This is a genomic window from Streptomyces sp. NPDC001515 (assembly GCF_053597115.1).
The window spans coordinates 33,026-54,981 of the sequence record NZ_JBSFHN010000040.1 but is presented as its reverse complement, the minus strand read 5'-3'; the positions used below and the strand labels follow the sequence as shown (position 1 = coordinate 54,981).

Below are 21,956 nucleotides of genomic sequence, written 5' to 3'. Positions count from 1 at the left end.
ATGCAAGGAGCGCCACCACTTTCATGTCCAGCCCTCTCACGGACCGTGTCCTGCACCTCGCCTACGACCCAGGAATCTCGCCCAAGGGCGGTGGCCTGCCCGGCCTGAGCGTGCTGAAGAACGTGGTCAACAGCATCAACATGTTCGGGATCATCGCCGTCGTCGGCGCCCTCGCCGTCTCGCTCGGCGTATGGGCCTGGGGCCACCACACCGGTGGCCACCAGGCCGAAGCGAACGGGAAGAAGGGCGCCGTCGTCGCCGCGGGCGCCGCCCTCGGACTCGGCGCCGCGAACGGAATCGTCGCCTTCTTCTCCAACCTCGGAGCCCAGGTCCATTGATGCCGCGACTCTCCTTCCTCGCACTGTCCTCGTACGGCTCGGGGCGGTGGGCCACCCGTCGCATCGCGATCGTGGTCACTGCCGGTGTCGCCCTGCTCGTGGCGGCCTCAGCCGTCGCCCTGCTGAGCGGAGGCGGGAACGGTCACCGAACGGCATCATCGCCGCCCGCCCCGAGCAACAGCTCGTCCTCCCCCGAACCGACTCCCAAGTCGTCCTCCGGATCCGGTTCGGTGACCCGGCCTCCGCAGCAATCCGAACCGGTCGCCTACGCCAGGGCGGCAGCCGAGATGCTCTGGTCCTACGACACCCGTGACACCACCCGCGACCAGCAACTCAGCGGCATGCGCTCGTGGATGACCACCGAGGCCAAATACGCCGACTGGGCCTCGGTCTCGGGGCAGATGCCCGACCCGGTGCTGTGGTCGCGGATGGCCGACCAGGACCAGCACGCCACGGGAACCGTCGTCGAAGGCCACTACCCCACCGCGTTCAAGGACGTCCTCGCCGAGGACCCTTCGGCGATCACGGAGGCGTACGTCTACGTCGTCACCGTCAACGGCAAGCAGGAGATCAGCTGGAAGGGCGGCGGAGGCGGCGCAGAGGAACGAGCGATGACCCTGGCCGTTCAGTGCCGGCCCGGCCACGACTGCGCGCTGGCCGCCATCGCTCCCAGCGTCCACCAGTGACCGCCCGTCCCCGTCCCGACAGAAAGGAGGAGTAGCTCGTGGGATTCTGCGACATCCCCGTGGCCGACAAGTTGTGCGACACGGGCGACGCGATCCACTTCGCCGCGAACCCGGTCGCTACTCTCGGGGCCTGGCTGGCACGCTCGGCGGGCGAGCTTGCCGCCGCCTCGGCCGACCTGGCCGCCGCATCGGTCAACACCACCACCCGCGTCGATATGAACGCCACGTGGTTCCGCGACAACTACGAGATGCTGCTGCCCCTCGGGCTGACCCTGCTCGTCGCAACATTCTGCGCCCAGCTCATCCGTGCCGCCATCCGGCGCGACGGGCAGGCCCTCGTCCAGGCGGGCACCGGCACCGCCTCAGGCGTACTGTTCGCGTTCTCCGCCATCGCCCTGACGACAGTAGCCGTCGAGGTGGTCGACGCCATCAGCGACGGCCTGTTCAAATCTGCACATCTGAGTATCGAGTCCGCGGTGCGGCGCATGGTGATGGTCAACGGGATCGCCGCCCTGACTGGAATGGGCTGGCTCGTCCCGGTCGTCGCCGGACTCGGCGCGGCTGTCGGCGCCATCCTGTACTGGTGCGTGATGATGGTCCGCAAGGTCGGAATCCTCGTCATGGTCACCCTCGCGATCTTCGCCGGAGCCGGCGGTGGCTGGGAAGCAGCCCGCCGCTGGCGTCGCGGCTGGATCGAGGCCACCGCAACACTCGTGGTCTCCAAACTCCTGATGACCGTGATCTTCGTCCTCGGCGTCGCCGCCCTCGGCAAGACCGAAGCAAAAGACGGCATCTCCGCACTCGCGGACGTCATGTCCGGCATCGTGATCATGGTCCTGGTGCTGCTGTGTCCGTACGCCGTCTTCAAGTTCGTGCACTGGGCCGCTGAAGGCAGCGACGGAGAGACGATCCACCGCGCCGGTGGCGCCGGTGCGCAGATCGCCAAGGCGCACGCTGAGAAGGCCGCGCGCAAGGCCGCCGCAGCCGCCACCAGCGCCGCAACCGGCGGCACCACCGCCGGAGCGGGCGCAGCACCTCAGGGCCCCGACGGCAGTGGCGGCTTCCCCGGCGACATCGCCGCCAACCCGAGCGGCGCGCCCGGCGAAGGCAAGCAGGGGCCGCAGAGCGGCGGCACGGGTCCTTCGTCCGGCGGCGCCGCGGTCAAGTCGGGTCTGGAGAGGGCCGTTCAGCCCGCGCCGACGAGCGTGACCGCAGACACCAGCCGTCAGATGGGAGGCAGCCCCGCCCCCGGCGGCTCCGGAGTGAGTACCGGGCCGGGGCACGGCGGCGGGTGGCAGTCCACCCCGCCGACCACCACTCCGCCGCCGCAGGGCGCTCCCCCGCCCTCCGGTACGCAGCACACCCCGTCCAGCAGTGCGGGCGGATCGCCGCCGCCTGCGGCCGGCCTCTGATCCCCTGACCGACTGCCGGGGGCGGGACACGCCCCTCCCGCCCCCGGCTTCCACCCGCACTCCCAGGACCAGCCCATAACTGACGTATCCGTTGCCCCGGTCACGGTGAAGTTCCCGCACCGGTCCCGTCGCGGCATCCTTCTCGGACTTACCCTGCCCCAACTAGCACTCGTCGCCGCGACACTGGCGCTGCTGCTGGTCACCGTCGTCTCCACCGGACTGCTCGGTGCCATCGCCCTGGCGCCGCTATGGGCCGGGTCCGGTGCGCTCGTCGCGATCCGCCGTAACGGCCGCTCACTGATCGACTGGGCGCCGGCCGTCATCCGGTATGCGTACCGCCGCCGCACCGGACAGACCCTCTGGCTCGCCCGGCCCGTCACCCGACCGCGTCAGGACGGCGTCCTCCACCTGCCGGGCAGCGCCGCCTCCCTCAAGGTCGTCACCCCCGGCGACTCGGCCAACGGCGCCGCGGCCGTCCACGACCCTCACCGGCAGACTCTGACGGCCGTCGCCCGCGTCACCTCCCGGGCCTTCGCCCTTCTCGACCCCGCCACCCAGAACCACAACGTGGGCAGTTGGGGACGGGCCCTCGCCAGCATCGCCCGCACCGGTCACGTTTCCAGCGTGCAGGTACTGGAGCGCACCGTCCCCGACACCGGCGACACCCTCGCCCGGCACTGGGCCCAGCACGGTCACCCCGACGCCCCGGTCGCCGGACAGATCTATTCCGAGCTGGTCGCCTCGGCCGGCCCCACCGCGGCACCGCACGAGACATACCTCGCCATCTCGCTCGACCTCAAGGCCGCCCGTCGCCTGATCTCGCAGGCCGGCAGCGGACTGCCCGGCGCGTTCACCGTCATGGAACAGACCACCTCCTCCATCGCCCAGGCCGCCCGCACCGCGGGGCTCCAGGTCACCGGCTGGCTGAACGCGCGGGAGATCGCCGCAGTCATCCGCACCGCCTACGACCCGAAGGCGCTCGCGGCCCTCCAGCACTGGTCCGAGACCGGCCGCGCCGAAGCCGATCCCGCCGCCGCCGGCCCCGTCGTCCAGGTCGAGGAGTACGACCGCCTCGCCACCGACAGCGCGCGGCACGCGACGTACTGGGTGGAGAACTGGCCGCGGACCGACGTAGGGGCCGGTTTCCTGCACGGGCTGATGTTCACCGCCGGGGTGCGTCGCAGCCTCTCCCTCATCTACGTGCCGCAGGGTCTCGAATCGGCGCTGCGCGACGTCCAGCGCCGCAAGGCGGCCATCATCTCGGACGCCAATGAGCGTGCCCGCCGAGGACAGGTGGACTCCGAGGAGGACTCAGTCGAGTACGCCGACGTCAAGACCCGCGAACGGCAGCTCATCGCGGGACACGCCGACGTCGCGTTGACCGGCCTGATCACCGTGACCGCCGAAACCGACGCGCTCCTGGACGCCGCCTGCGCACAGATCGAAACGCACGCAGTGACCCCAGGAATCGACCTGCGACGGCTCAACTACCAGCAGCCGGAAGCGTTCACCCTGACCGCCCTCCCTCTCGCCCGCACCGCCCTGTGAACCGGAACCAGTCGGTCCTGGCCACCACTCCAGTTCACCCGCGACGGAAGGACCACCGTTGACCTCTCCTACGCGCCTAGACGACGCGCACCCCTACCTCCGCGCCGCGAGCGCCGGGATCCGCCATCACGCACAGGCCATCGCTCCCTCGGGCATCGTCCCCTCCAGGCCCGCGGATCGTCCGCACCTGGACGTGCTGCACGCGCATCTCACCGCCCTGCTGCCGATTCTGGACCGGCTCGCCCAGACGACCCGGCCCCCGCACCCGGCGGCCGGACGCAGTCTCGAATCCGCCCACACCAGGCTCTGGCAGGCCGCCAGCGACGTCCACGCCGCCTTTCACCTGCTGCCTGGTACGCGGCCGGCCGACGGCCAGGCACGCTCCTGCAGTCCCGATCAGCTTCCGGAAGGCCCGCCCGTGCTGACGATCTGCCAACGGCACCTCGCCGCCGGCCACGTCGTCCGCCGCAGAACCACGCCCACCGACCTCCACCCATACACCACGGTCTGTGTGCGGTGAGCAGTACCCGCCGAATCGAGGGCCGCCGATGAGCCACCGGTCCGCCCGCCGAGGCCGCCGCGCGTCCGCGACCGCGCTGTTCACCCCTCACACCACCGACCGCGCCAGCCGCAGGGCCGCCCGCCGTCAGCTCGCCGAGGCCATCGCGAAGGCCCGCTCCGAAGCCGTCGCTCACGGACGCGGCAGCATAGACGCCGAAACCCAGATGCCTGCCGCACTTCATCCGCCCGGCGGACGGAGCGGGCCCGCGTCCGCTCGCGGAAGCCGGCTGAAGCTCCCCGCCCACCGCATGACCACCGCCGTGGCCGCCGGTGCCTACCCCTTCCTCGCCGAAGGCGGCCTCGGCGCCGAGGGCATCTACATCGGCCGCGACGTCCACGCCGAAGCGGCTTTCGTGTTCGACCCGTTCGCGCTGTACGGGAAGATCGAAGGGTTCACGAACCCCAATATCCTGCTCGCCGGCGTGATCGGCCAGGGCAAGAGTGCCCTCGCCAAATCCTTCGCCCTGCGTTCGGTCGCCTTCGGATACCGCGTCTACGTGCCGTGCGACCCCAAGGGCGAATGGACACCGGTCGCGGAAGCCCTCGGCGGACGGTCCGTCGCCCTCGGTCCCGGACTGTCAGGACGTCTGAACCCTCTGGACGCGGCCCCGCGCCCCGCGTCCGTGTCCGAGGCCAACTGGGGCGGCGAGATCCGCAAGCGCCGGCTTCTCCTTCTCGGCTCCCTGGCCCGCACCGTCCTGGGCAGGGACCTGAGGCCCATGGAGCACACCGCTCTGGACATCGCGCTCGACACCGTCGTCGCCCACGCAGCCGATGCCCACCGCACCCCGCTCCTCGGCGACATCGCCGCGGCCCTCAACAACCCCTTGGCACTCGACGACGCCGCAGGCGTGATGCTCGGCCAGCTCGGAGATGCCGCCCGCGACCTCGCTCACGCCATGCGCCGGCTGGTCCACGGAGACCTGGCAGGCATGTTCGACGCACCCTCCACCGTCGCCTTCGACCCGACCGCGCCGATGCTCACCATCGACCTGTCCCGCCTCGGCGGTTCGGGCGACGACACCGCACTCGTCCTCGCCATGACCTGCGCCAGCGCCTGGATGGAATCCGCGCTCTCCGACCCGAACGGAGGCCGACGCTGGATCGTCTACGACGAAGCATGGCGCCTGATGGCTCACATCGGGCTGCTCCAGCGCATGCAGGCCCAGTGGAAACTCAGCCGCGGTCTCGGCATCGCCAACTTGATGATCATCCACCGGCTCAGCGACCTGCTCACCGCCGGCGACGCGGGCTCACAAGGCCGCGCCCTGGCCGAGGGCCTTCTCGCCGACTGCAGCACTCGCATCATCTACCGCCAGGAGACCGACCAGCTCCACGCCGCAGCCTCCCTCCTCGGCCTCACTTCCGTCGAGACAGGCGCCATCCAGCACCTCATCCGAGGCCGCGGGCTGTGGAAGGTAGCCGGCCGATCCTTCGTCGTCCAACACCTGCTGCACAGCCTTGAGTTCAACCTCTTCGACACAGACGTCCGCATGCGCTGAGAGCATCGATCCACCGAACGGAATCCGCGTGACCACCGCTCCAGAGCCTGCCCCGGCGGAGGCCTCGTCTCCACGTCCCGTCACCCGGGACGGCGCCACACCGCCCTCTTCGACCACATCCGCCGGTGTACGAACCGGCACCCCTTCTTCGCAGCTCACCACCGGCAAACAGATGGTGGTCGAGGCCCTCGGCGCATTGCCCCCGCGCCCGACCAGGCCCCACACGGCGGACTCCGCCGAGGACATCGTCGCCTGGCTCGTGATCCGGGCTGCCAGTCATCTCGACTATGTGCATGCGCAGTTCACCGACGCCGCCCAGGGCGTGGCTTCCATGCTCGACCGAGTCTCCACTGGAAAGTCGCCGATCAACTCGCTGGGGGTTCTGCAGTCCCGGGGCCTGCTGATCGACATCCTCGCTGCCCGCCGAGCCGACGCCGTGGAGCACCTCAAGGAGGCCATCCACGCCTACCAGCGTGTCACAGCCCTCGGAAACCGCACCGCACAACCCGCACGTCGAGCAGGCCCCGGGCCGGTACCTCCAGGCCCGCCGCCGACCCCGGCCGGGCACAACGCATCCACGCCAAGGCCGCACTGAGCGCGACCCTCTGCACTGTTCCCACGGATGGAGCACTACTTCATTTCCGCTACCGCCCCCGAACCCGCCCCGCTTCCCAGCCACCGATACACCACTGATCCAGGGTGGCAGGAGTTGTGGCGCCGCCATGCCCACATCACCACGCCGCTGCGGACGCGCGGGCTCGAATGCGACATCGAGTTCGGCCTCAACTCCCACGTCGTCTATGTCGCGCTGCCCGACGACAGTTACCTGATCATCGCGCCCCCGTACGAGTCGTCCGCCGCCCGCCCGGCCGGCGACCCGGAAGGCTGGATCGTGACGCGGGAATCCCCTGACGATCCGACCGTGCTCGAAGTCGTCTACGACTCAACTCCCGGCTGCGACCCCGGTGTCCCCCCACGCCCGGAAGCCCGGAACGGCGGCGCCGCAGTACCCCTCATCCAGGCCATCGACCAGCGCCTGGAGGACCTCGGGCTGCTGCCGGACGGCCCGCCCCGGAGACCGCCGGCATCGGCGCGCGATCAGCACATCACCACCCCTCCTCGCGCTGCCCCCGTCGCCGTGGGCCGCACTCAGCCGTCCCCTCCCCCACGCATGGCGGCGACAGTCCAGCCCTGGCCGACACGCTGACCCATCCACACGGAGAACCGCCCTTGTCCACACGCTCCTTCATCGCACGCCCCGTCAACGGCACTGGCTACAGCGGCATTCAAGTCCAGCTCGACGGCCAGCCCAGCCACCACCTCCCGCTACTCCTGACCGCCTACCAGTACCGCTGGGCACGATCCGTTGAGGCCATGACCCGCCACCTCGTCGACGACGTGACGGTCGGGTGGGACGAACTCGGCACCGATCTCCTGGACGGCGCCCCACCCGCTCTCGTGTCCTCGCTGGTCGGCGACGAGCGGTGGCCCAGCCGCACCCTTGACCACCTGGTCACGCCCGACGGCTCTCCGCCGGAACGCATGTCCGTCACCGACGCAACCGTCGAGGACCAGGACATGCAGTGGGGGTATGTGCTGCACGGGTCGGGTATCGAGGTGATCTCTCTCATGAACGAGGACCTCGGCCCCATGGTCCGCTGGTCCACCGACCCTCGCTCCGCATTCAGCGACGACCCTGCGGCCTGGTCCTCACTTGCCGCAGCACCTGTCCGTGCGCCGCGAACCGCCCCGGCCCCACACGCCCCGACAGCCGTCCCGCGGAGTCCGGCTCCGGCGCGAACCGTCCCACACCGCTAGTCCGCCCGGTCACACCAACGCGCAGTCCCCCTTCGACAGCACAGGAGACCCCGCCTTCTTGCCCCCAAGTCCCCACTTCTCCTTCGGAGACCACACGGAGCACGGATTCGTCGCTTCGGCCTCGGCCTCGATGCCCACGACCGTGGCTCACTGGTACCTGACACGCGAAGCATTTCACCCGGTTCCCGGCGAGCCCGGCCTCTACCGGCTGAGCGAGCCCGAACGCGACGGTCCCCGCCGGACCCGACAGGCCGTCCACAACCTGCGGCGCCAGGGCTGCACCGTGCACGCCGACGTCCGCCTCGACCCGGCCGTCTCCGCCGGCCCCGCGCGACCGAGCCGGCAGAACGGGCTCCTGGAGCGTCGCGCCCGTCTCGCCCAGGCCGCAGCCGCCCGGACAACGCAACGCCGCTTCACACCACCCACCACGTCCGCCCCTGCCGCCCGGCCCGTCCCGCCGCGCCCCACCTACGCTCCATCCGCCCATGTGACGGCCACCGTCGGGGGGCGGTCCCGATGACAGCCCCGAACCGTCCGGCACGCGAAGACCAACAGCTGAGCTCATCCGAACTCGGCAATGCGGCACGCGAGTTCTATTCGAAGATGGACATCATCGGCAACGAGGCGGAAGCCGCCCTCCATGCGACACGGGACCGATACGGCCGCACCGTCCACCCCACCGCCGCAGCAGCCGCACGAGCCCACCGTGACAGCGCGGCGGTCGAGGCATACGCCGCGCACCTCGCTCCGCACGCCGAGGCTCTCCTCGACGCCGCCCGCCTCGTGCTCGACGGACTGCCCCCGGCCCGGCACCTTGCGGGCTGGCGGGCCGTCCTGGACAACCTGGCCACCTCCTCGGCCGAGATCCGACGGAGCCTCGACCGGCCGACTGTCCCCGGTTCCCGGGACGAACGCGCCGAACATGCCGCTCTGTGGCTATACATCACGGTATGGGCTGACCACGGTTCCATTGCCAGCGATCTCGCCGACCAGAAAGCCCACCACGAGGCTCCGCTGACCGACGAGGAACAGCGAATGTGGACCGAGAGGGCCCACGCCGCGCAACGCTGGGGGGATCTGGAGCTGACCGAGTCGTGGTACGCCGCCGACGGCCAGCTCATCACCCTCGCAAACCTGGTCGAGGACGACGACTCCACGGTGGTCGCCCTGCGTGGTGACCCAGGGGCACCTGGTTGGCAGGTAATCGGTCACTACGCCCACGAGCTGGAAGCGGGGCAGGCCCTGCCCCCGGCAGTCCCGGCAGGCGTGCTGCGCGCGGACGTCTCGCGGTTCAACCGTCCGGAACCGGCTCCGGCTCTGTCCTTGCAGGACCTCATCCGGGATGTCGTCGAAGGCCGCAGTGCCGGTGACGCGTCGGATGCGCTCCTTGACGCCGTTCAACACAGCTATCCCGTCGGCCCCATGGTCCAGTTGCAGAATCTGCTGCAGATCAGCGCCCAGTTCGCCCTGGCACTGGAGACTGCACAGGGCCGCCAGATCGGGGCCCGCCTCACAGCGCTGAGCCGCCAGATCGGGTTCCTCGCCGGTGAAGTCGCAGATGCGGCGCAGGACCTGGGCGCGACCGTTGGCGTCCTGCCCCCGCACCGCACTCCCGTTCTGCGCGTCCGCCCGCGCCCGGCCGTCGAGACCACACCGGCCGCACCGCCGCACCGCGCAACCACGACAGTCCGACACCCGTAGCGCCCCGAGAAAGTTCCGTTGCCTCCGACCGTCTTCCAGACCCCGGCACCGCGTATCACCTACGGCGCGGTACTGGGCACCCCGTACGTCGCCCGCCTTCTCGGCGGCACCCTTACCGGCCGGCTCCCCAACGGCATGGCACCCGTCGCGATCACGATGTGGGCCACCACGAGCGGCAGCGGCATCGCCTTCGGCGGACTGCTCAGCGCCCTGTACGGGCTGTCCTCCTCGCTGGTGCAGCCGGTCAAGGGGCGCCTCATGGACCGCCACGGCCAGACCGCGGTGCACGTCCCGGCCGCTGTTCTGAACTCCACGTTCCTGGCGGCTCTTCCGCTGGCCGGACCGTACGGCGGGCCGGGTCTCGCCACAGCCATCGTGGTCGCGGGCGGTCTGACCACCCCTTCTCTGGAGGCTGGCCTGCGGGCCCTGTGGCCGAGCGTGCTGCCCGAACCCCGGCTGCGGCATGCCGCCCTCGCCCTCGACACTGGCACGCAGGGGCTGTTGTACATCGTCGGCCCGCTGCTCGTCGCCGCCCTCGCCTCAACGTACGACCCCGCCGTCGCACTGGCCGTCGCCGCAGTGCTCGGCCTCTTCGGAACCGCTGTGGTCGTGCTCGCTCCGCCCTCACGGCGCTGGCGCCCGGCGCCGTCTCAAGCGCCGATGGCCAGCACCAGCGCGCCAACAAGCCCCGGCACCGGACTGGTGCTGATGTTCATCGCGCTTGCGGGCATCGGGTGCGCGATCGGGGCCATGAACGTGTGGTCGATCGCCATGGCCGAGCGCCACGGACAGGACATGCTCTCGGGCATCATCCCTGCCGCATTTTCCGCCGGTAGCTTCCTGGGCGGCCTCGTCTACGGCCGCCGCACCTGGAGGGCGTCCACCACAGACCGTCTGATCACCGCCGCCGCCGCGTTCCTCGCCGGATGGCTGCCGCTAACGGTCCTCCTGGACGCACCCGCAGTGGACACCGTCGCTGTCGCCGTGCCTGGGGCATTCCTGACCGTCGTGGTCGCCTGCGCCTACGTGACCACCGACGTCCTCACCCCGGCAGCCCGGACCAGCGAAGCGTACGCGTGGCTGATCCTCTCGATCGGTGTCGGGCAATCCGCCGGTACCGCCTTGGCCGGGCGCCTCGCCGAGCAGCCGCTCGCCAGCGCGTCGCTCCCCGCCGCAGGCGCGGCCATCGCCCTCGCTGTCCTTCTCGCCGCGCGCCGATACCTCCGCTCCGCCGAGAACTGGCCGATCGCCCGTCACCGCCGCCCCCGACGAACCCGGCTGAAGGTGCCCCGATCAGGGGGCACTCCCACCGTCCCCCTCATCCAGAAGTAGTGGATCCCATTGCCCAACACACCTGAAGAGCCATTCATGACGATCCGGCACGCCATTACCGGTGAGGTCACCACCACCGGCTACAACGCCGCCGCCCGGCGGATCCTGCTCCAGGACGGCTTCGAAGAGGCGCCGGTCTGCGTCTGCCGGGCGGCGGAGCCCGGTACGGAGCGGACGCACGGGGCTGCGCGACAGCCGACGGGCTGCTCGTCACCGACCGTCCCGTGCACCTGCACCGAGCCCTCGGTCGACCGATGAGCGCCAGCGATACGCGCCCGGCTGGCCGGCCGCCGGTGTCGGTGCGGTCCGGGATCCGCTCCGAGAGCGGCCGGCCTCTCCGGCGCATCGCCAACCCCGCCCGCACCCGCACCTGTTGAAGGGGTCTCGTTGTGACCACACCTGCACCGACCACGAGTCCAGCGCGGACCAAGGGCGGTGAGCTTCGGGCCAAGGTGGCCCGTCTGCTGGCCGACCGGCCGGCGGACACGCTCACCATCGGGAACATGGCCAGGCAGCTGGGCCACTCCCACGGCGCCGTCCGCAACGCCGCTCTCACCCTGGTGCGGCGCGGCGAGGCCGACCAAGACGGAAGGGGGCAGCCGCAGTTCCGCGCGAACGCGAAGACCGCTGCCGCCGCGCAGACGGCTGTGATCAGCCGGCCGGGCACGCACTCTCCCCGTGCCGAGGCGGCCACGGCGCGCACGACCGTTCCCGCGGCAGCCGCGCCCAAGCAGACCGGGCCGATCCGCCGTGCGGGCGGCCAGCTCTACCACCCCCGGGAGCTGGCCGATCTGCCCGACGTCGAGGCGTTGAACCGGCTGCGGGACGCGGACGTGCCGGTGCTGCTCTACGGCCCACCGGGCACCGGCAAAACGTCGCTGGTGGAGGCGGCTTTCCCGGACCTGCTCACCGTCGCCGGGGACGGCGACACCACGGTCGGCGACCTGATCGGCGAGTACACACAGGCCGACAGCGGGGGCTACGTCTTCCAGTACGGTCCGCTGGTCACCGCGATGACCGAGGGCCGCGCCCTGCTGATCGACGACGCGACCCTGATCTCACCGATGGTCCTGGCGGCGCTGTATCCGGCGATGGACGGGCGCAGGCAGATCCAGGTCAAGGCGCACAAGGGCGAGACCATCAAGGCCGAGCCGGGCTTCTACGTGGTGGCGGGCCACAATCCCGGCGTCCACGGGGCGGTGTTGACGGAGGCGTTGTCGTCCCGGTTCAGCGTGCAGATCCAGATCGGCACGGACTACGACCTCGCCCTGGCCTTGAGGATCGATGCCCGGGTGGTCCGGGTTGCCCGGCATCTGGCCCACCAGGTCGAATTGGGCGAGCTGGGCTGGGCACCCCAGCTGCGAGAACTGCTCAGCTACCAGCGCACCGAGGCCGTCCTGGGCACCAAGGCCGCGCTCGCGAACCTGGTCGGTATCGCTCCTGTGGAGGATCGCGACGCCGTCGCCGACGCCGTCATCAAGACCGTCGGCGTCAAGAAGGTAGCGCCCCTCACCCTCGGTAAGCAGATCCCCGCCTCAGCCACCCGGCAGCCTCCGGGCAGCACCGCTTCCGCGAACCGGGGCCGCACGCGATGAGCGCCCACCACCACGTCCAGTCCCCCGCCACCACCCGGCACGACGACCTCGACTTCGCGCGCTGGGACGACGACGGCGCCCCGCCCGCGCAGCCCCGCACCTCCCCGGCCGCGTGGCTGCGCGTGGGTGCCGAACTCGGCGACCGGCTGGTCGCCCTCTCCGGCCGCCAGGACCTCCTCGTCACCTGCCGCCCCGGCACACGCAGCGGCGCACCCGCCGCCTACTTCCCCACGCTGGGCGAGATCGAGGTCGACTCCCGCTTGTTCGCCCCGCTGAAGCCCCACGAGATCCATCCGCGGATCGTGGGCGACGAGGAGCGGTATCCCGCCGTCTGGGGAGTGTTCGTCCATGAGGCCGCGCACGCGGCCCACTCCGTCTGGACGGCTCCGGCCGGAGCGGACCCTCGTGTCGTCGAGGCCGCGCTGCTGCTGGAGGAGAGCCGCATCGAGGGCGCGCACCTGGTCACGCGGCCCACGGACCGCACGTACCTGCGCACCAGTGCCCGGACCCTGGTCATGCCCGATATCGCACACCCCACCGTCCAGGGCATCGAGCAGGCCGCCGCCGCGGCGGCCCTGATCCTCGGCCGCCGTGACGCCGGCGTCCTGGACGCCGGCGAGACCCGGGCCGTCGCCGACCTGTGCGAGAAGGTGCTGGGCGCAGACCTGCTGGCCACGCTCACCCGCGTCTGGACCGGGGCCCATCAGTGTGCCGACGACGACGCCACGACGATGCTCGCGCTCGGTCAAGAGTGGTGCGACGCTCTGGACGCGGCGGGCCCCGTCCTGCCCGTGCCGGAAGGCCTCACCGATCTGCTGTCGGGCGCCGTGGGGGTCGTCATGGACAGCACGGCCGCCACCGACGCCGCCGACCTCGCAGCGCAGGCCGCGGCATCCAGCGCCATGGCCGCGAAGGCCGAGGCGCAGGCTCAGGACCGCGCTCAGCGGGCCGGCCAGCGACGCAAGGCCGCCGCCACCGCCAAGAGCGTCTTCAACACCCGTGGCGCCACTGTCGCCCCCGACGGTACGCCGGCGCCCCACAAGACCCCGGTGACCGGCACCCGCAGGCCCACCGCCGCCGAGCAGAGTGCCGCCGCACGCCTGAGCCGCGCCCTGCGTGCCGCCGCCTACCGCGAACGGACCCAGGAACGGACCACCAGCCCCACCCCGCCCGGCCGCCTCAACATGGGCCGTGCCCTCGCCCGCGACGCCCAGCGCGCCGCCGGATCGGTCCCCACCGCAGAACCGTTCACCCACACCCGCCGCCGCAACTCCCCCACCCCACCACTGCGCGTGGGGATCGCCGTCGACGTCTCCGGCTCCATGAGTGACGCCTGCAAACCCGTCGCCTCCGCCGCCTGGATCGTGGCACGCGCAGCAGCCCTGACCGACCCCGACTCCCTCACCGCCACCATCGCCTATGACAGGCACCTGACCGCACTGACCCGCCCCACCCACCGCGCACCAGAACGCGTGACGACGTTCGATGCCACCGGCGGCAGCCACAACCTGGCCGCAGCCATCGACGCACTCGACCACGGCCTCGAACTCACCCGCCCCGGCACCGGCCGCCTCCTCGTGATCGTCACCGACGCCCACTACGGCAGCGACGAAACAGCCCAAGCCGTCACCCGCGTCAAACAGCTCACGACCGCCGGCTGCGCCGTACTCCAACTCACCCTCACCGCGAAGTCCCAGCACTTGCCGGGGACCACTTTGCTGCACCTCCCCAAACCGTCCAGCGCTCCCGCAGCCATCTCCAAGGCAGCCACAGACGCCATCCGCAGGACCCGCTGAGACGCCCCAGAAGAGAGAAAGCAGGAACAAACACGTGGCAATTCGCAAAGCCTGGAACGTTATTCATAATTGCGGACACGAAGCGACGCACGACCTGTCCAACCGTCCCGCTGACCGGCGTGCAGGTTTCGCGCGCTGGCTCGAAGGACGCGACTGCACCGACTGCTGGAACGCTTCCCGGAATTCTGACGCGGAGTCCCGGGCGGTATGGCTCGCCACCAAGCGTGCCGAAGAACAGCAGGCCGCCGCAGAGTGGACGGAGCGGTTCGACATGCCGCCGCTCGAAGGGCCCGAGAAAGCGCTCGCCTGGGGCGAGCGCTCCCGGCACCAGCTCGTCACTGCCGCGTACAGCGCGCTGGTGAGCGAGGGCACCTGGGACGAAGCCGACTGGGCCGTCCTCGAAGACAAGATTCGCACCGTCGCCCGCGCTGGATGGTGGATCGACCAGAGGGATACCGAGGGCTCTGACCTGCCCGAACTTCTCGACGCGGCCGAGGCGGCGGACCACGGAACGGAGAATCCGTTCCGCTGACGGCGGCAACATAGCCGGTGACCGCCGGTTAGCCAAACCGGCGTTCCTCCGGAGTATTGATGCTCCCGCCCCGTCACCCAGAAAGGAATCGCTTGCATCCTCCGCCCCGGGACCGTCAGCCCACTCCCGTCACTGTCGTTCCCGATCCATCCACTGCCACTCGGGACATCACCCACGCCCACTTCCGGGTCGGCGACACCGTCATCGTTCTGAAAGGCGTGGTCGGCGGGGAACTCTGGGGAGATGTGAAGAGAGTAGTCGCTCCCTCCTGGCACACATCGACCGACGAGAACGGGTGGCGGCTGCGGGATGCAACCGGCGGTGCTCAGTCCTACGTCACCGCCCATCCTCGCTATCTCGTACACCTCTCCCGCAGGTGTCCGGACTGTGTGATCCACGTGCGGGCCATGGAGAAGGCTCTCCTCGCGCGATTTGTCGGCCGCGACGAGCTGGTCGACTGCGGCTGGTACACCACCACCGCCCTTGGTCAGCTCGTACATGTCGCCGATGTCGGGGGCGGCCGGTGATTGTCCGCTTTCATGGGCGGACCCGTCTGCCGCACGATGCGCTGGAAGCGGCGTTGGACCGGCCGGTTGCCTCGAACGACGGGCCCGAGCGCACGGTCGTCGCGCACTGGCCTGGCCTGGATCGCTACACCCTGGGCTGTCGTCGGGCGGACTGGACTTCCGCGGATTGGGCCGAGCACCTCGAAGACGCCTGTCTGGAGCGCGCGTTCGCCGTCGCGCCGGAGCAGTGCGAGCGTGCGATCGTTCGGCTGTCCGTGTGCCTCGCGCCGACGGACCGGGAGCTGACGAAGCCGGAATGGGCCGAGGTCGCCATGCGCCTCGCCCGGGCCACCGGCCTCGATGTGCCCGGCGACGACGCCCACGGCTGCCGGTGGGTAGCCGTGCACGCAGAACCAGGACGTATGGAGCTGGTAGCCAGCCTGATCCTTCTCGACGGCTCGTGGCGGGTACTGCCCCGTGACTACATGCAGCGGCTGTCAGACGAGGCCCGTCGTCTTGAGAGAGATCTGCGTCTGGTCCCCGCCTCCGCCAGGACCGCCCAGGATCAGACCCGTCGCACCGTGTCCTCGGCATCGACGAGGCTCGGTAACACCCTCGTCCTTCTCGCTGACGAGCAGGGCGGTCCGCTGGCCACTGTCCGCAGGATCGTCGAGCACACCGCGCATCAGCTTGCCCAGCAGCCCGCAAACCCCGGGGCTGCCCATCGGCTGGAGCTGATCGGCCGTCGCATCCATAGCATCCAGCAGGACCTAGACGGCACGGTCGCTCACCTGACCCAGCCTCCCGCAGCCCCCTCTTCGGCCGGCCTTCGGCGCCCGAACCGACGCACGCCGTAGAGCTTCCACATCAGGCTCGGCCAGACGGCCGACCCCCGTGTCGCAGCACCTGCCCCGCGGAGATTCCGCCGACCGAGCACGAGCGGTCCGCCGTGTGTGCCGGTCCGCCCCCGCCGCGCGCCTTCACCGCTCCGCCGCCCCCGCTGGCCACGGGCTGCGCCGCTGACTCCCACTTCGCCCAAGGACCCCATGCCCAACATCACTGACTCCGAGCGCCTCGCCTCCTACGCCGACGTACTGGCCGGTGAACTCCCCGACACCTGGACCAGCACGTACCTGCCGGACCATGCGAAGGACGACCTCGCTGAACTTGCCGACCGCGTCTGGGACCTGGATCTGGTCGCCGCCGCCCTTGCCGAGCAGCCCCTGCAGCACGCCGCGGTCCTGAGCCGGCCTGACGGCGCGCAGCTCGTCCTTCTGGACCGGCACGAACGCGACGGCTTTCTCATCGCCGCCATCGCCCCGTCCGCCTTGCCCGACGAGGCATACCGTGCGGTTCCCGAGCCCAACGGGATCGCCCTGGGCGACGACCCGTTCCTGGGTGCCGAGGAGGTCGCCGACGATCTCCTCGCCCGTTACGACAGCGCCCTCGCTCAGGTCCGCGCCAATTCCCTGGGCGGAGTCCAGCCGTCGCAGGCCGACCGGATCGTACTGACCTGGCAGAAGGACGGGAGCATCGCCACGGCCGTCATCGACGACCGCGCAGGCACTGTCCTGATCTCCCACGGCTTCGTCCAAGACCCCCAGAGCGGCATCTACCGCCTGAGTGGTGACGACTCCCAGGTCCAGGCCCGTGCCCTTCGAGAGATCAGCTCGCGCCTCGACGCGCTCGGCATCGGCCTCGCTCTCCAGCACTCGGTGGGCCGGACCGCCCCCTCCGCACCCACGTCCGTTCCGCCCGTCCCGGCCGGCCCCCGAACTCAGGTCACCCGGTCGCGGTAAGACGGCGCCCGCGGGAACCCGGGGTGGCCCGGCGCCGCCCCAGGAGCGCCTCCTCCCCACCCGAACTCCGGAGAAACCAGTAGCAGCCCGCACACCCCCGCCGATCAGTACCCGGCTCAAGCCTCGACTCGCCACGGCCCTCTTCCGCCGGTATCTGCGCGCCTGCATTCCGACAGGACCCGACTTCTCCGCGCCGAGCACAGGTGCGCCCGAACGCGCCGGGCCCAGCTCGCCGGAGAACGCCGCGGCCCCCGACCGCCCCCGTTCTGGAGGCCCATGTCCCACCCAACCACGTACGCGGTGCGGCTGACCCACGAAATCACCCGCCTGCTCGGTCACCTGGCCGACCATCTGTCCCAGCTCCCCCCGCCGCAGGCCGCACAGGTCATCGCCCTCGTGCTCAACCCGGACAACGGAGTCCTGGGCGGTGTCACCCACCTCGTCGCAACTGGCAGTCTGTTCGCCAAGGACCAGGCCGAGCGCGGCGCGCTGCCGGCGGAAGTGTGGCTCGCCCTGGGCCGTGCCTCGAACGAGCTCGGCGACATCGCCCTCGACCTGGACGAGCACACCGACACCCTCCAGCGCGTCGGTGCCCAGCCCGCTGCCACGGCGGCACGGCGCCCGGCACCAGCGCCGCTCGTCGTACGGCGGCGCCGGTGAGGAAAAAGCAGCGGCGGGGCTGGGGCCCCAGCGAGCAGGCGGAGCAGCACTACCTCGTCCGGCCCCGTGCCCTGGCCGGCGGCGGCGACATCAGGCACGTCTCGGAGTACTTGCGCGCCTCTGGCTGGCGCGACAGGTCCAGAACGGGTGGCCCGCTGTTCATGGAGAGTCCGGACCGCACCGTGCGTGTCGCCTACGACCCGTACATCCTGCCCGGCGGGTGGACCGTCCACGGCCGGGCAGAAGGGGCCGGCGCCGAGTGGTCGGCCCACCTGGGCCGCCAGACGCCGGTGGAGATCGTCGCCGGACTCACCGACGCGCTCACCCGCCCCCGGTCCGCCCACGCCCCCAACGTCTGGGCGCCCCTTGCCGAGCAGGGCTGGAGTACGGGCGTCGAGGGCCCGGACCACACGGCCGCGAGCCCGGGCGGCACCGCATGGATGCAATTCCGGCATGGCCCCGACGGGGCGGCGATGTGGTGGACCGGGGCCCGGGACACACAGGGCAACAGCTGGACAGCGCACTTCACGCCGACCACCCCATTGCACCTCGTACAGGCCTTCGCCACAGAACTCGCCAGCCCGGACCCCGTGATGCGCCCCCGCGGACGCGTCCCGGCGAGCGCCCGGATCCGCACCTGGTCGGTGTCCGTGACGCCCTCCCAGCTCAACACATGGCAGCAGGCCCGGATCACCGCCGCCCGAGCCGCAGCCTGGGCCCGCAACAGCCCACGCGGCACCCGGCCGCGCACCAGCACCCGCCCGTACACCCCGGCCGGCGGCACACGCACCCGCCGCTGACCTCCACACCCACCCCGAGGAGTCCGATGCCCGGCATCCCCCCGGACGCCCACCGCACCTTGACCGACACGCTCGCTGACCTCACCGCCCTGTACGGCCTCGGGGAACATCGGTACAGCGGTTGGCGCTGAGATTGATCATGGTCGGATAGCACACCGGCTGCGGGCTCCGCTGGGGTTCGTGGAAAGATCGCCGGGCGGGTGCCGGGGCTGGCTACGGTCCGTTCGTGCCGGTGGAGTTTCTGACTGATGAGCAGGCCGAGGCGTACGGGAAGTTCGCCGAGGAGCCGACCCGCCCCGAGTTGGAGCGGTTCTTCTTCCTGGACGACGTCGACCGCGATCTGATCGCCCGGCGACGCTCCGCGCATCACCAGCTCGGCTTCGCCCTCCAGATGTGCACGGTGCGCTATATCGGCCGGTTCCTCCCGGACGACCCGCTGGACGCGCCGTGGCGGGTGGTCGAGCACCTGGCCGTGCAGCTCGGCATCGAGGACGCGTCGGTGGTGAAGCGGTACACCGAGCGGCCGAAGACGGCGTACGAGCACGCGTGGGAGATCCGGGACGCCTACGAGTACCACGAGTACGACGATGCGGAGTGGTCCCGGAGGTTCCGTACCTTCCTCCATGGCCGGGCCTGGACGCACGCCGAGGGTCCGAAGGCGCTGTTCGACCACGCGGTGGGCTGGCTGCGCCGCAATCGCGTACTGCTGCCAGGCGTCTCGGTACTGGCCCGGCAGGTGTCGGAGGTACGGAAGGTCGCGGACAAGCGGCTGCACGCCACGGTCGCGGGCGCGGCCCGCCGCGCGGACCCGGCGCTGCCCGGGGATCTGGTGGCGACGCTGAAGACGCCGGAGGGTTCCCGGTTCTCGGAGCTGGAGCGGCTGCGCCGGCCGCCGACGCGGACGACGGGCACGGCGTTCGCCCGCGCGCTGGAGCGGGTGGACGAGATCGGCGCGTACCGGCTCGGCAGGTTGAGGCTGTCGCAGATCCCGCCGAACCGGATGGCGGCGCTGGCCCGGTACGCACTGGGGTCGAAGGCGGCGCTGCTGGAGCGGGCGACGGAGCCCAAGCGCACGGCGATGCTGACCGCGGTGATGCGGCACCTGGAGGCGAAGGCGATCGATGAGGCCCTGGACTTGTTCCAGGTCCTGATGGCCACCCGGCTGCTGAACACGGCGAAGCGGAAGACGGAGAAGGAGCGGCTGTCGACGCTGCCGCAGCTGGAGAAGGCGTCACGGGTGCTCGCGCGGGCGGCGAAGGTGCTGCTTCAGGAGCTGGAGCTGGTCGAGGAGCAGGAGGCGGACTTGGACGTGGCCGCGCTGTGGGCGGCGGTGGAGGAGGTCGCGCCGCGCGCCGCCGTGATGAGCGCGGCGGCCACTGTGGTGACCCTGGTGCCCGAGGATGAGAACTCGGCCGAGGTCGCGATGCGGGCCGCGCTCGCGAACCGTTACGCGACGGTGCGCCCGTTCCTCGCGTTGCTGGGCGAGTCGAAGGCGCTGGACGCGGCGAGCGCGGGGAAGCGGGTCCTGGCGGGGGTGCGGGGTCTTCCGGCGCTGGCGCGGCGGAAGGTGGGGGTCAAGCCACTGCTGCCGCGTGAGGTGGACGACAAGCTGGTGCCGCTGGCGTGGCGCAAGGCGGTGTATGCCAACCCCGATCTGCCGCAGGGCGCGGTGGACCGGGACGCGTACGTGGTGTGCGTGCTGGAGCAGCTGCATCGGGCCCTGAACAACCGCGACGTCTTCGCCGCACCGTCGCACCGCTGGTCCAACCCGCGGGCCCGCCTGCTGGACGGGCCCGACTGGGAGGCGGTCGAGGAGGATGTCCTGGCGGCCCTGAGCCTGGACATGCCCGTGGAGGAGCATCTGGCGGAGCTGGTGCGGGGCCTGGACGCCGGGTGGAAGCAGCTCGCGACACGTCTGGAGGAGGCGGGGCCGGCGGCGAAGGTCTCCATCGAGGTGGCCGGCGACGGGCGGGTGAAGCTGAACGTCGACAAGCTCGGCGCGCTCGGCGAGCCGAAGTCCCTGACCTGGCTGCGCCGGCGGATCGAGAAGATGCTCCCGAAGATCGACCTGCCGGACCTGCTGTTCGAGGTGAACGCCTGGACAGGGTTCCTCGACGCCTTCGTCCACCTCGGCGACGGCACTACCCGGATGAAAGACCTGCCCACCTCGGTGGTCGCGCTGCTGGTCTCCGAGGCGTGCAACATCGGCCTGGCCCCGGTGGTCAACCCCGGATACGAGGCGCTGACCCGGGCCCGGCTCGTGCACGTCGACCAGTACTACCTGCGCGCCGACACCATCGCCGCGGCGAACGCACGGCTGATCGCCGCCCAGGCCGGCATCTCGATCGTGCGCTACTGGGGCGACGGGTTGCTGGCCTCGGTGGACGGGCTGCGCTTCCAGGTGCCGGTGCGCACCATCAGCGCCGCGCCGTCGCCGAAGTACTTCGGGTTCAAGCGGGGGATCACCTGGCTCAACGCGGTCAACGACCAGGTCGCGGGCATCGGGCAGATGGTCGTGCCCGGCACCCCGCGCGATTCCCTGCACACCCTGGACGCGCTGCTGAATCTGGACGGCGGGGTGAAGCCGGAGATGGTGGCGACCGACAACGCCTCGTACTCCGACATGGTGTTCGGTCTGTTCAAGATCCTCGGCTACAACTTCAGCCCGCGGTTCCGCGACCTGGACGACCAGCGGTTCTGGCGGGCCACGATGCCCGGCGTCGAGACCGGCACGTACGGTGCGGTGGAGGATCTGGCCCGCAACCGCGTGAACCTGAACAAGGTGATCACGCACTGGCCGGACATGCTGAAGGTCGCCGGTTCCCTGGTCACCAACCAGGTTCGCGCCTACGACCTGCTGCGGATGTTCGGCCGCGACGGGCGCCCGACGCCGCTTGGGTCGGCGTTCGCGGAGTACGGGCGGATCGCGAAGACCGAGCATCTGCTGCGGGTGGTCGACCCGGTGGACGACACTTACCGGCGGCAGATGAACCGGCAGCTCACCGTGCAGGAGTCCCGCCACAAGCTGGCGAGGGACGTGTGCCATGGCAAGCGCGGCACCATCCACCAGGCGTACCGCGACGGGATGGAGGACCAGCTCGGCGCGCTCGGCCTGGTCCTCAACGCCATCGTGCTGTGGACGACGAAGTACATCGACGCCGCCGTCCAACAGCTCCGCGCCGAGGGCCACGAGATCCGGGACGAGGACATCGCCCGGCTGTCCCCGCTCAAGCACCGCAACCTCAACCTTCTCGGCCGCTACACCTTCACGCCGTCGACTCCGGCCGCTGGCGCCTTGCGTCCGCTGCGAGACCCGGAGGCGCCAGAGCTGGACGAGGACGATGACGGGAGCGGGCAGGACTGACCGTGG

The 21,956-nt window shown here is 70.9% G+C and carries 21 protein-coding genes; all 21 read left to right on the top strand.

Annotated elements, in window-relative coordinates; translation table 11 throughout:
- Positions 1–23 precede the first annotated feature (23 nt).
- Positions 24–338, top strand: a complete 315-nt coding sequence (locus tag ACWCXC_RS32190; protein ID WP_383651116.1) for a DUF6112 family protein — start codon at positions 24–26, stop codon at positions 336–338.
- Positions 338–1,024: a hypothetical protein gene (locus tag ACWCXC_RS32185; protein ID WP_383651117.1), complete on the top strand. Its 687-nt coding sequence runs from the start codon at positions 338–340 to the stop codon at positions 1,022–1,024. The genes ACWCXC_RS32190 and ACWCXC_RS32185 overlap by 1 nt, the downstream gene beginning before the upstream one ends.
- A gap of 38 nt (positions 1,025–1,062) precedes the next feature.
- Entirely contained in the window at positions 1,063–2,436 is a 1,374-nt protein-coding gene (locus ACWCXC_RS32180; RefSeq protein WP_450891336.1) for an SCO6881 family protein, read from the top strand.
- Between the two features lie 75 nt (positions 2,437–2,511).
- A complete protein-coding gene (locus tag ACWCXC_RS32175; protein WP_383651154.1) occupies positions 2,512–3,984 on the top strand; it encodes an SCO6880 family protein in 1,473 nt (490 codons plus the stop codon).
- Between the two features lie 58 nt (positions 3,985–4,042).
- The gene (locus tag ACWCXC_RS32170; protein WP_383651119.1) at positions 4,043–4,504 is read left to right on the top strand and encodes a DUF6238 family protein; all 462 of its coding nucleotides are present in this window, start codon (positions 4,043–4,045) and stop codon (positions 4,502–4,504) included.
- 28 nt (positions 4,505–4,532) lie between these two features.
- Entirely contained in the window at positions 4,533–6,047 is a 1,515-nt protein-coding gene (locus tag ACWCXC_RS32165; protein ID WP_450891335.1) for an ATP-binding protein, read from the top strand.
- A 28-nt stretch (positions 6,048–6,075) separates the two neighbouring features.
- Positions 6,076–6,642: a hypothetical protein gene (locus ACWCXC_RS32160; protein ID WP_450891334.1), complete on the top strand. Its 567-nt coding sequence runs from the start codon at positions 6,076–6,078 to the stop codon at positions 6,640–6,642.
- A gap of 27 nt (positions 6,643–6,669) precedes the next feature.
- Positions 6,670–7,254, top strand: a complete 585-nt coding sequence (locus tag ACWCXC_RS32155) for a hypothetical protein (RefSeq protein ID WP_450891333.1) — start codon at positions 6,670–6,672, stop codon at positions 7,252–7,254.
- 23 nt (positions 7,255–7,277) lie between these two features.
- Positions 7,278–7,865, top strand: coding sequence for a hypothetical protein (locus tag ACWCXC_RS32150; protein WP_450891332.1), 588 nt, complete (start codon positions 7,278–7,280; stop codon positions 7,863–7,865).
- A gap of 516 nt (positions 7,866–8,381) precedes the next feature.
- Positions 8,382–9,566 carry a hypothetical protein gene (locus tag ACWCXC_RS32145; protein ID WP_450891331.1) on the top strand — a complete coding sequence of 395 codons (1,185 nt, stop codon included), beginning with the start codon at positions 8,382–8,384 and terminating at the stop codon, positions 9,564–9,566.
- An 18-nt stretch (positions 9,567–9,584) separates the two neighbouring features.
- Positions 9,585–10,898, top strand: coding sequence for an MFS transporter (locus ACWCXC_RS32140; protein ID WP_450891330.1), 1,314 nt, complete (start codon positions 9,585–9,587; stop codon positions 10,896–10,898).
- Positions 10,899–10,934: 36 nt separating this feature from the next.
- Positions 10,935–11,156, top strand: a complete 222-nt coding sequence (locus ACWCXC_RS32135) for a hypothetical protein (protein WP_450891329.1) — start codon at positions 10,935–10,937, stop codon at positions 11,154–11,156.
- A 194-nt stretch (positions 11,157–11,350) separates the two neighbouring features.
- Positions 11,351–12,493 carry an AAA family ATPase gene (locus tag ACWCXC_RS32130; protein ID WP_450891353.1) on the top strand — a complete coding sequence of 381 codons (1,143 nt, stop codon included), beginning with the start codon at positions 11,351–11,353 and terminating at the stop codon, positions 12,491–12,493.
- A complete protein-coding gene (locus ACWCXC_RS32125; RefSeq protein WP_450891328.1) occupies positions 12,490–14,289 on the top strand; it encodes a hypothetical protein in 1,800 nt (599 codons plus the stop codon). Before ACWCXC_RS32130 ends, ACWCXC_RS32125 begins: the two co-directional genes overlap by 4 nt.
- 34 nt (positions 14,290–14,323) lie before the next feature.
- Positions 14,324–14,821, top strand: a complete 498-nt coding sequence (locus tag ACWCXC_RS32120; RefSeq protein ID WP_450891327.1) for a hypothetical protein — start codon at positions 14,324–14,326, stop codon at positions 14,819–14,821.
- A gap of 92 nt (positions 14,822–14,913) precedes the next feature.
- A complete protein-coding gene (locus ACWCXC_RS32115) occupies positions 14,914–15,348 on the top strand; it encodes a hypothetical protein (RefSeq protein ID WP_450891326.1) in 435 nt (144 codons plus the stop codon).
- Positions 15,345–16,184, top strand: coding sequence for a relaxase/mobilization nuclease (locus ACWCXC_RS32110; RefSeq protein ID WP_450891325.1), 840 nt, complete (start codon positions 15,345–15,347; stop codon positions 16,182–16,184). Before ACWCXC_RS32115 ends, ACWCXC_RS32110 begins: the two co-directional genes overlap by 4 nt.
- 189 nt (positions 16,185–16,373) lie before the next feature.
- Positions 16,374–17,126 (top strand): hypothetical protein, encoded by a 753-nt coding sequence (locus tag ACWCXC_RS32105; protein ID WP_450891324.1) that lies wholly within the window; start codon positions 16,374–16,376, stop codon positions 17,124–17,126.
- A gap of 276 nt (positions 17,127–17,402) precedes the next feature.
- Positions 17,403–17,786, top strand: a complete 384-nt coding sequence (locus tag ACWCXC_RS32100; protein ID WP_450891323.1) for a hypothetical protein — start codon at positions 17,403–17,405, stop codon at positions 17,784–17,786.
- The gene (locus ACWCXC_RS32095; protein WP_450891322.1) at positions 17,783–18,586 is read left to right on the top strand and encodes a DUF317 domain-containing protein; all 804 of its coding nucleotides are present in this window, start codon (positions 17,783–17,785) and stop codon (positions 18,584–18,586) included. The genes ACWCXC_RS32100 and ACWCXC_RS32095 overlap by 4 nt, the downstream gene beginning before the upstream one ends.
- A 226-nt stretch (positions 18,587–18,812) precedes the next feature.
- A complete protein-coding gene (locus tag ACWCXC_RS32090) occupies positions 18,813–21,950 on the top strand; it encodes a Tn3 family transposase (RefSeq protein WP_450891321.1) in 3,138 nt (1,045 codons plus the stop codon).
- Positions 21,951–21,956 lie beyond the last annotated feature (6 nt).

Bases quoted from the DNA above. Each gene is read 5' to 3' on its own strand.
- ACWCXC_RS32190 (WP_383651116.1), top strand. From the start codon at position 24: ATGTCCAGCCCTCTCACGGACCGTGTCCTGCACCTCGCCTACGACCCA.
- ACWCXC_RS32185 (WP_383651117.1), top strand. From the start codon at position 338: ATGCCGCGACTCTCCTTCCTCGCACTGTCCTCGTACGGCTCGGGGCGG.
- ACWCXC_RS32165 (WP_450891335.1), top strand. From the start codon at position 4,533: ATGAGCCACCGGTCCGCCCGCCGAGGCCGCCGCGCGTCCGCGACCGCG.
- ACWCXC_RS32155 (WP_450891333.1), top strand. From the start codon at position 6,670: ATGGAGCACTACTTCATTTCCGCTACCGCCCCCGAACCCGCCCCGCTT.
- ACWCXC_RS32145 (WP_450891331.1), top strand. From the start codon at position 8,382: ATGACAGCCCCGAACCGTCCGGCACGCGAAGACCAACAGCTGAGCTCA.
- ACWCXC_RS32135 (WP_450891329.1), top strand. From the start codon at position 10,935: ATGACGATCCGGCACGCCATTACCGGTGAGGTCACCACCACCGGCTAC.
- ACWCXC_RS32125 (WP_450891328.1), top strand. From the start codon at position 12,490: ATGAGCGCCCACCACCACGTCCAGTCCCCCGCCACCACCCGGCACGAC.
- ACWCXC_RS32105 (WP_450891324.1), top strand. From the start codon at position 16,374: ATGCCCAACATCACTGACTCCGAGCGCCTCGCCTCCTACGCCGACGTA.
- ACWCXC_RS32100 (WP_450891323.1), top strand. From the start codon at position 17,403: ATGTCCCACCCAACCACGTACGCGGTGCGGCTGACCCACGAAATCACC.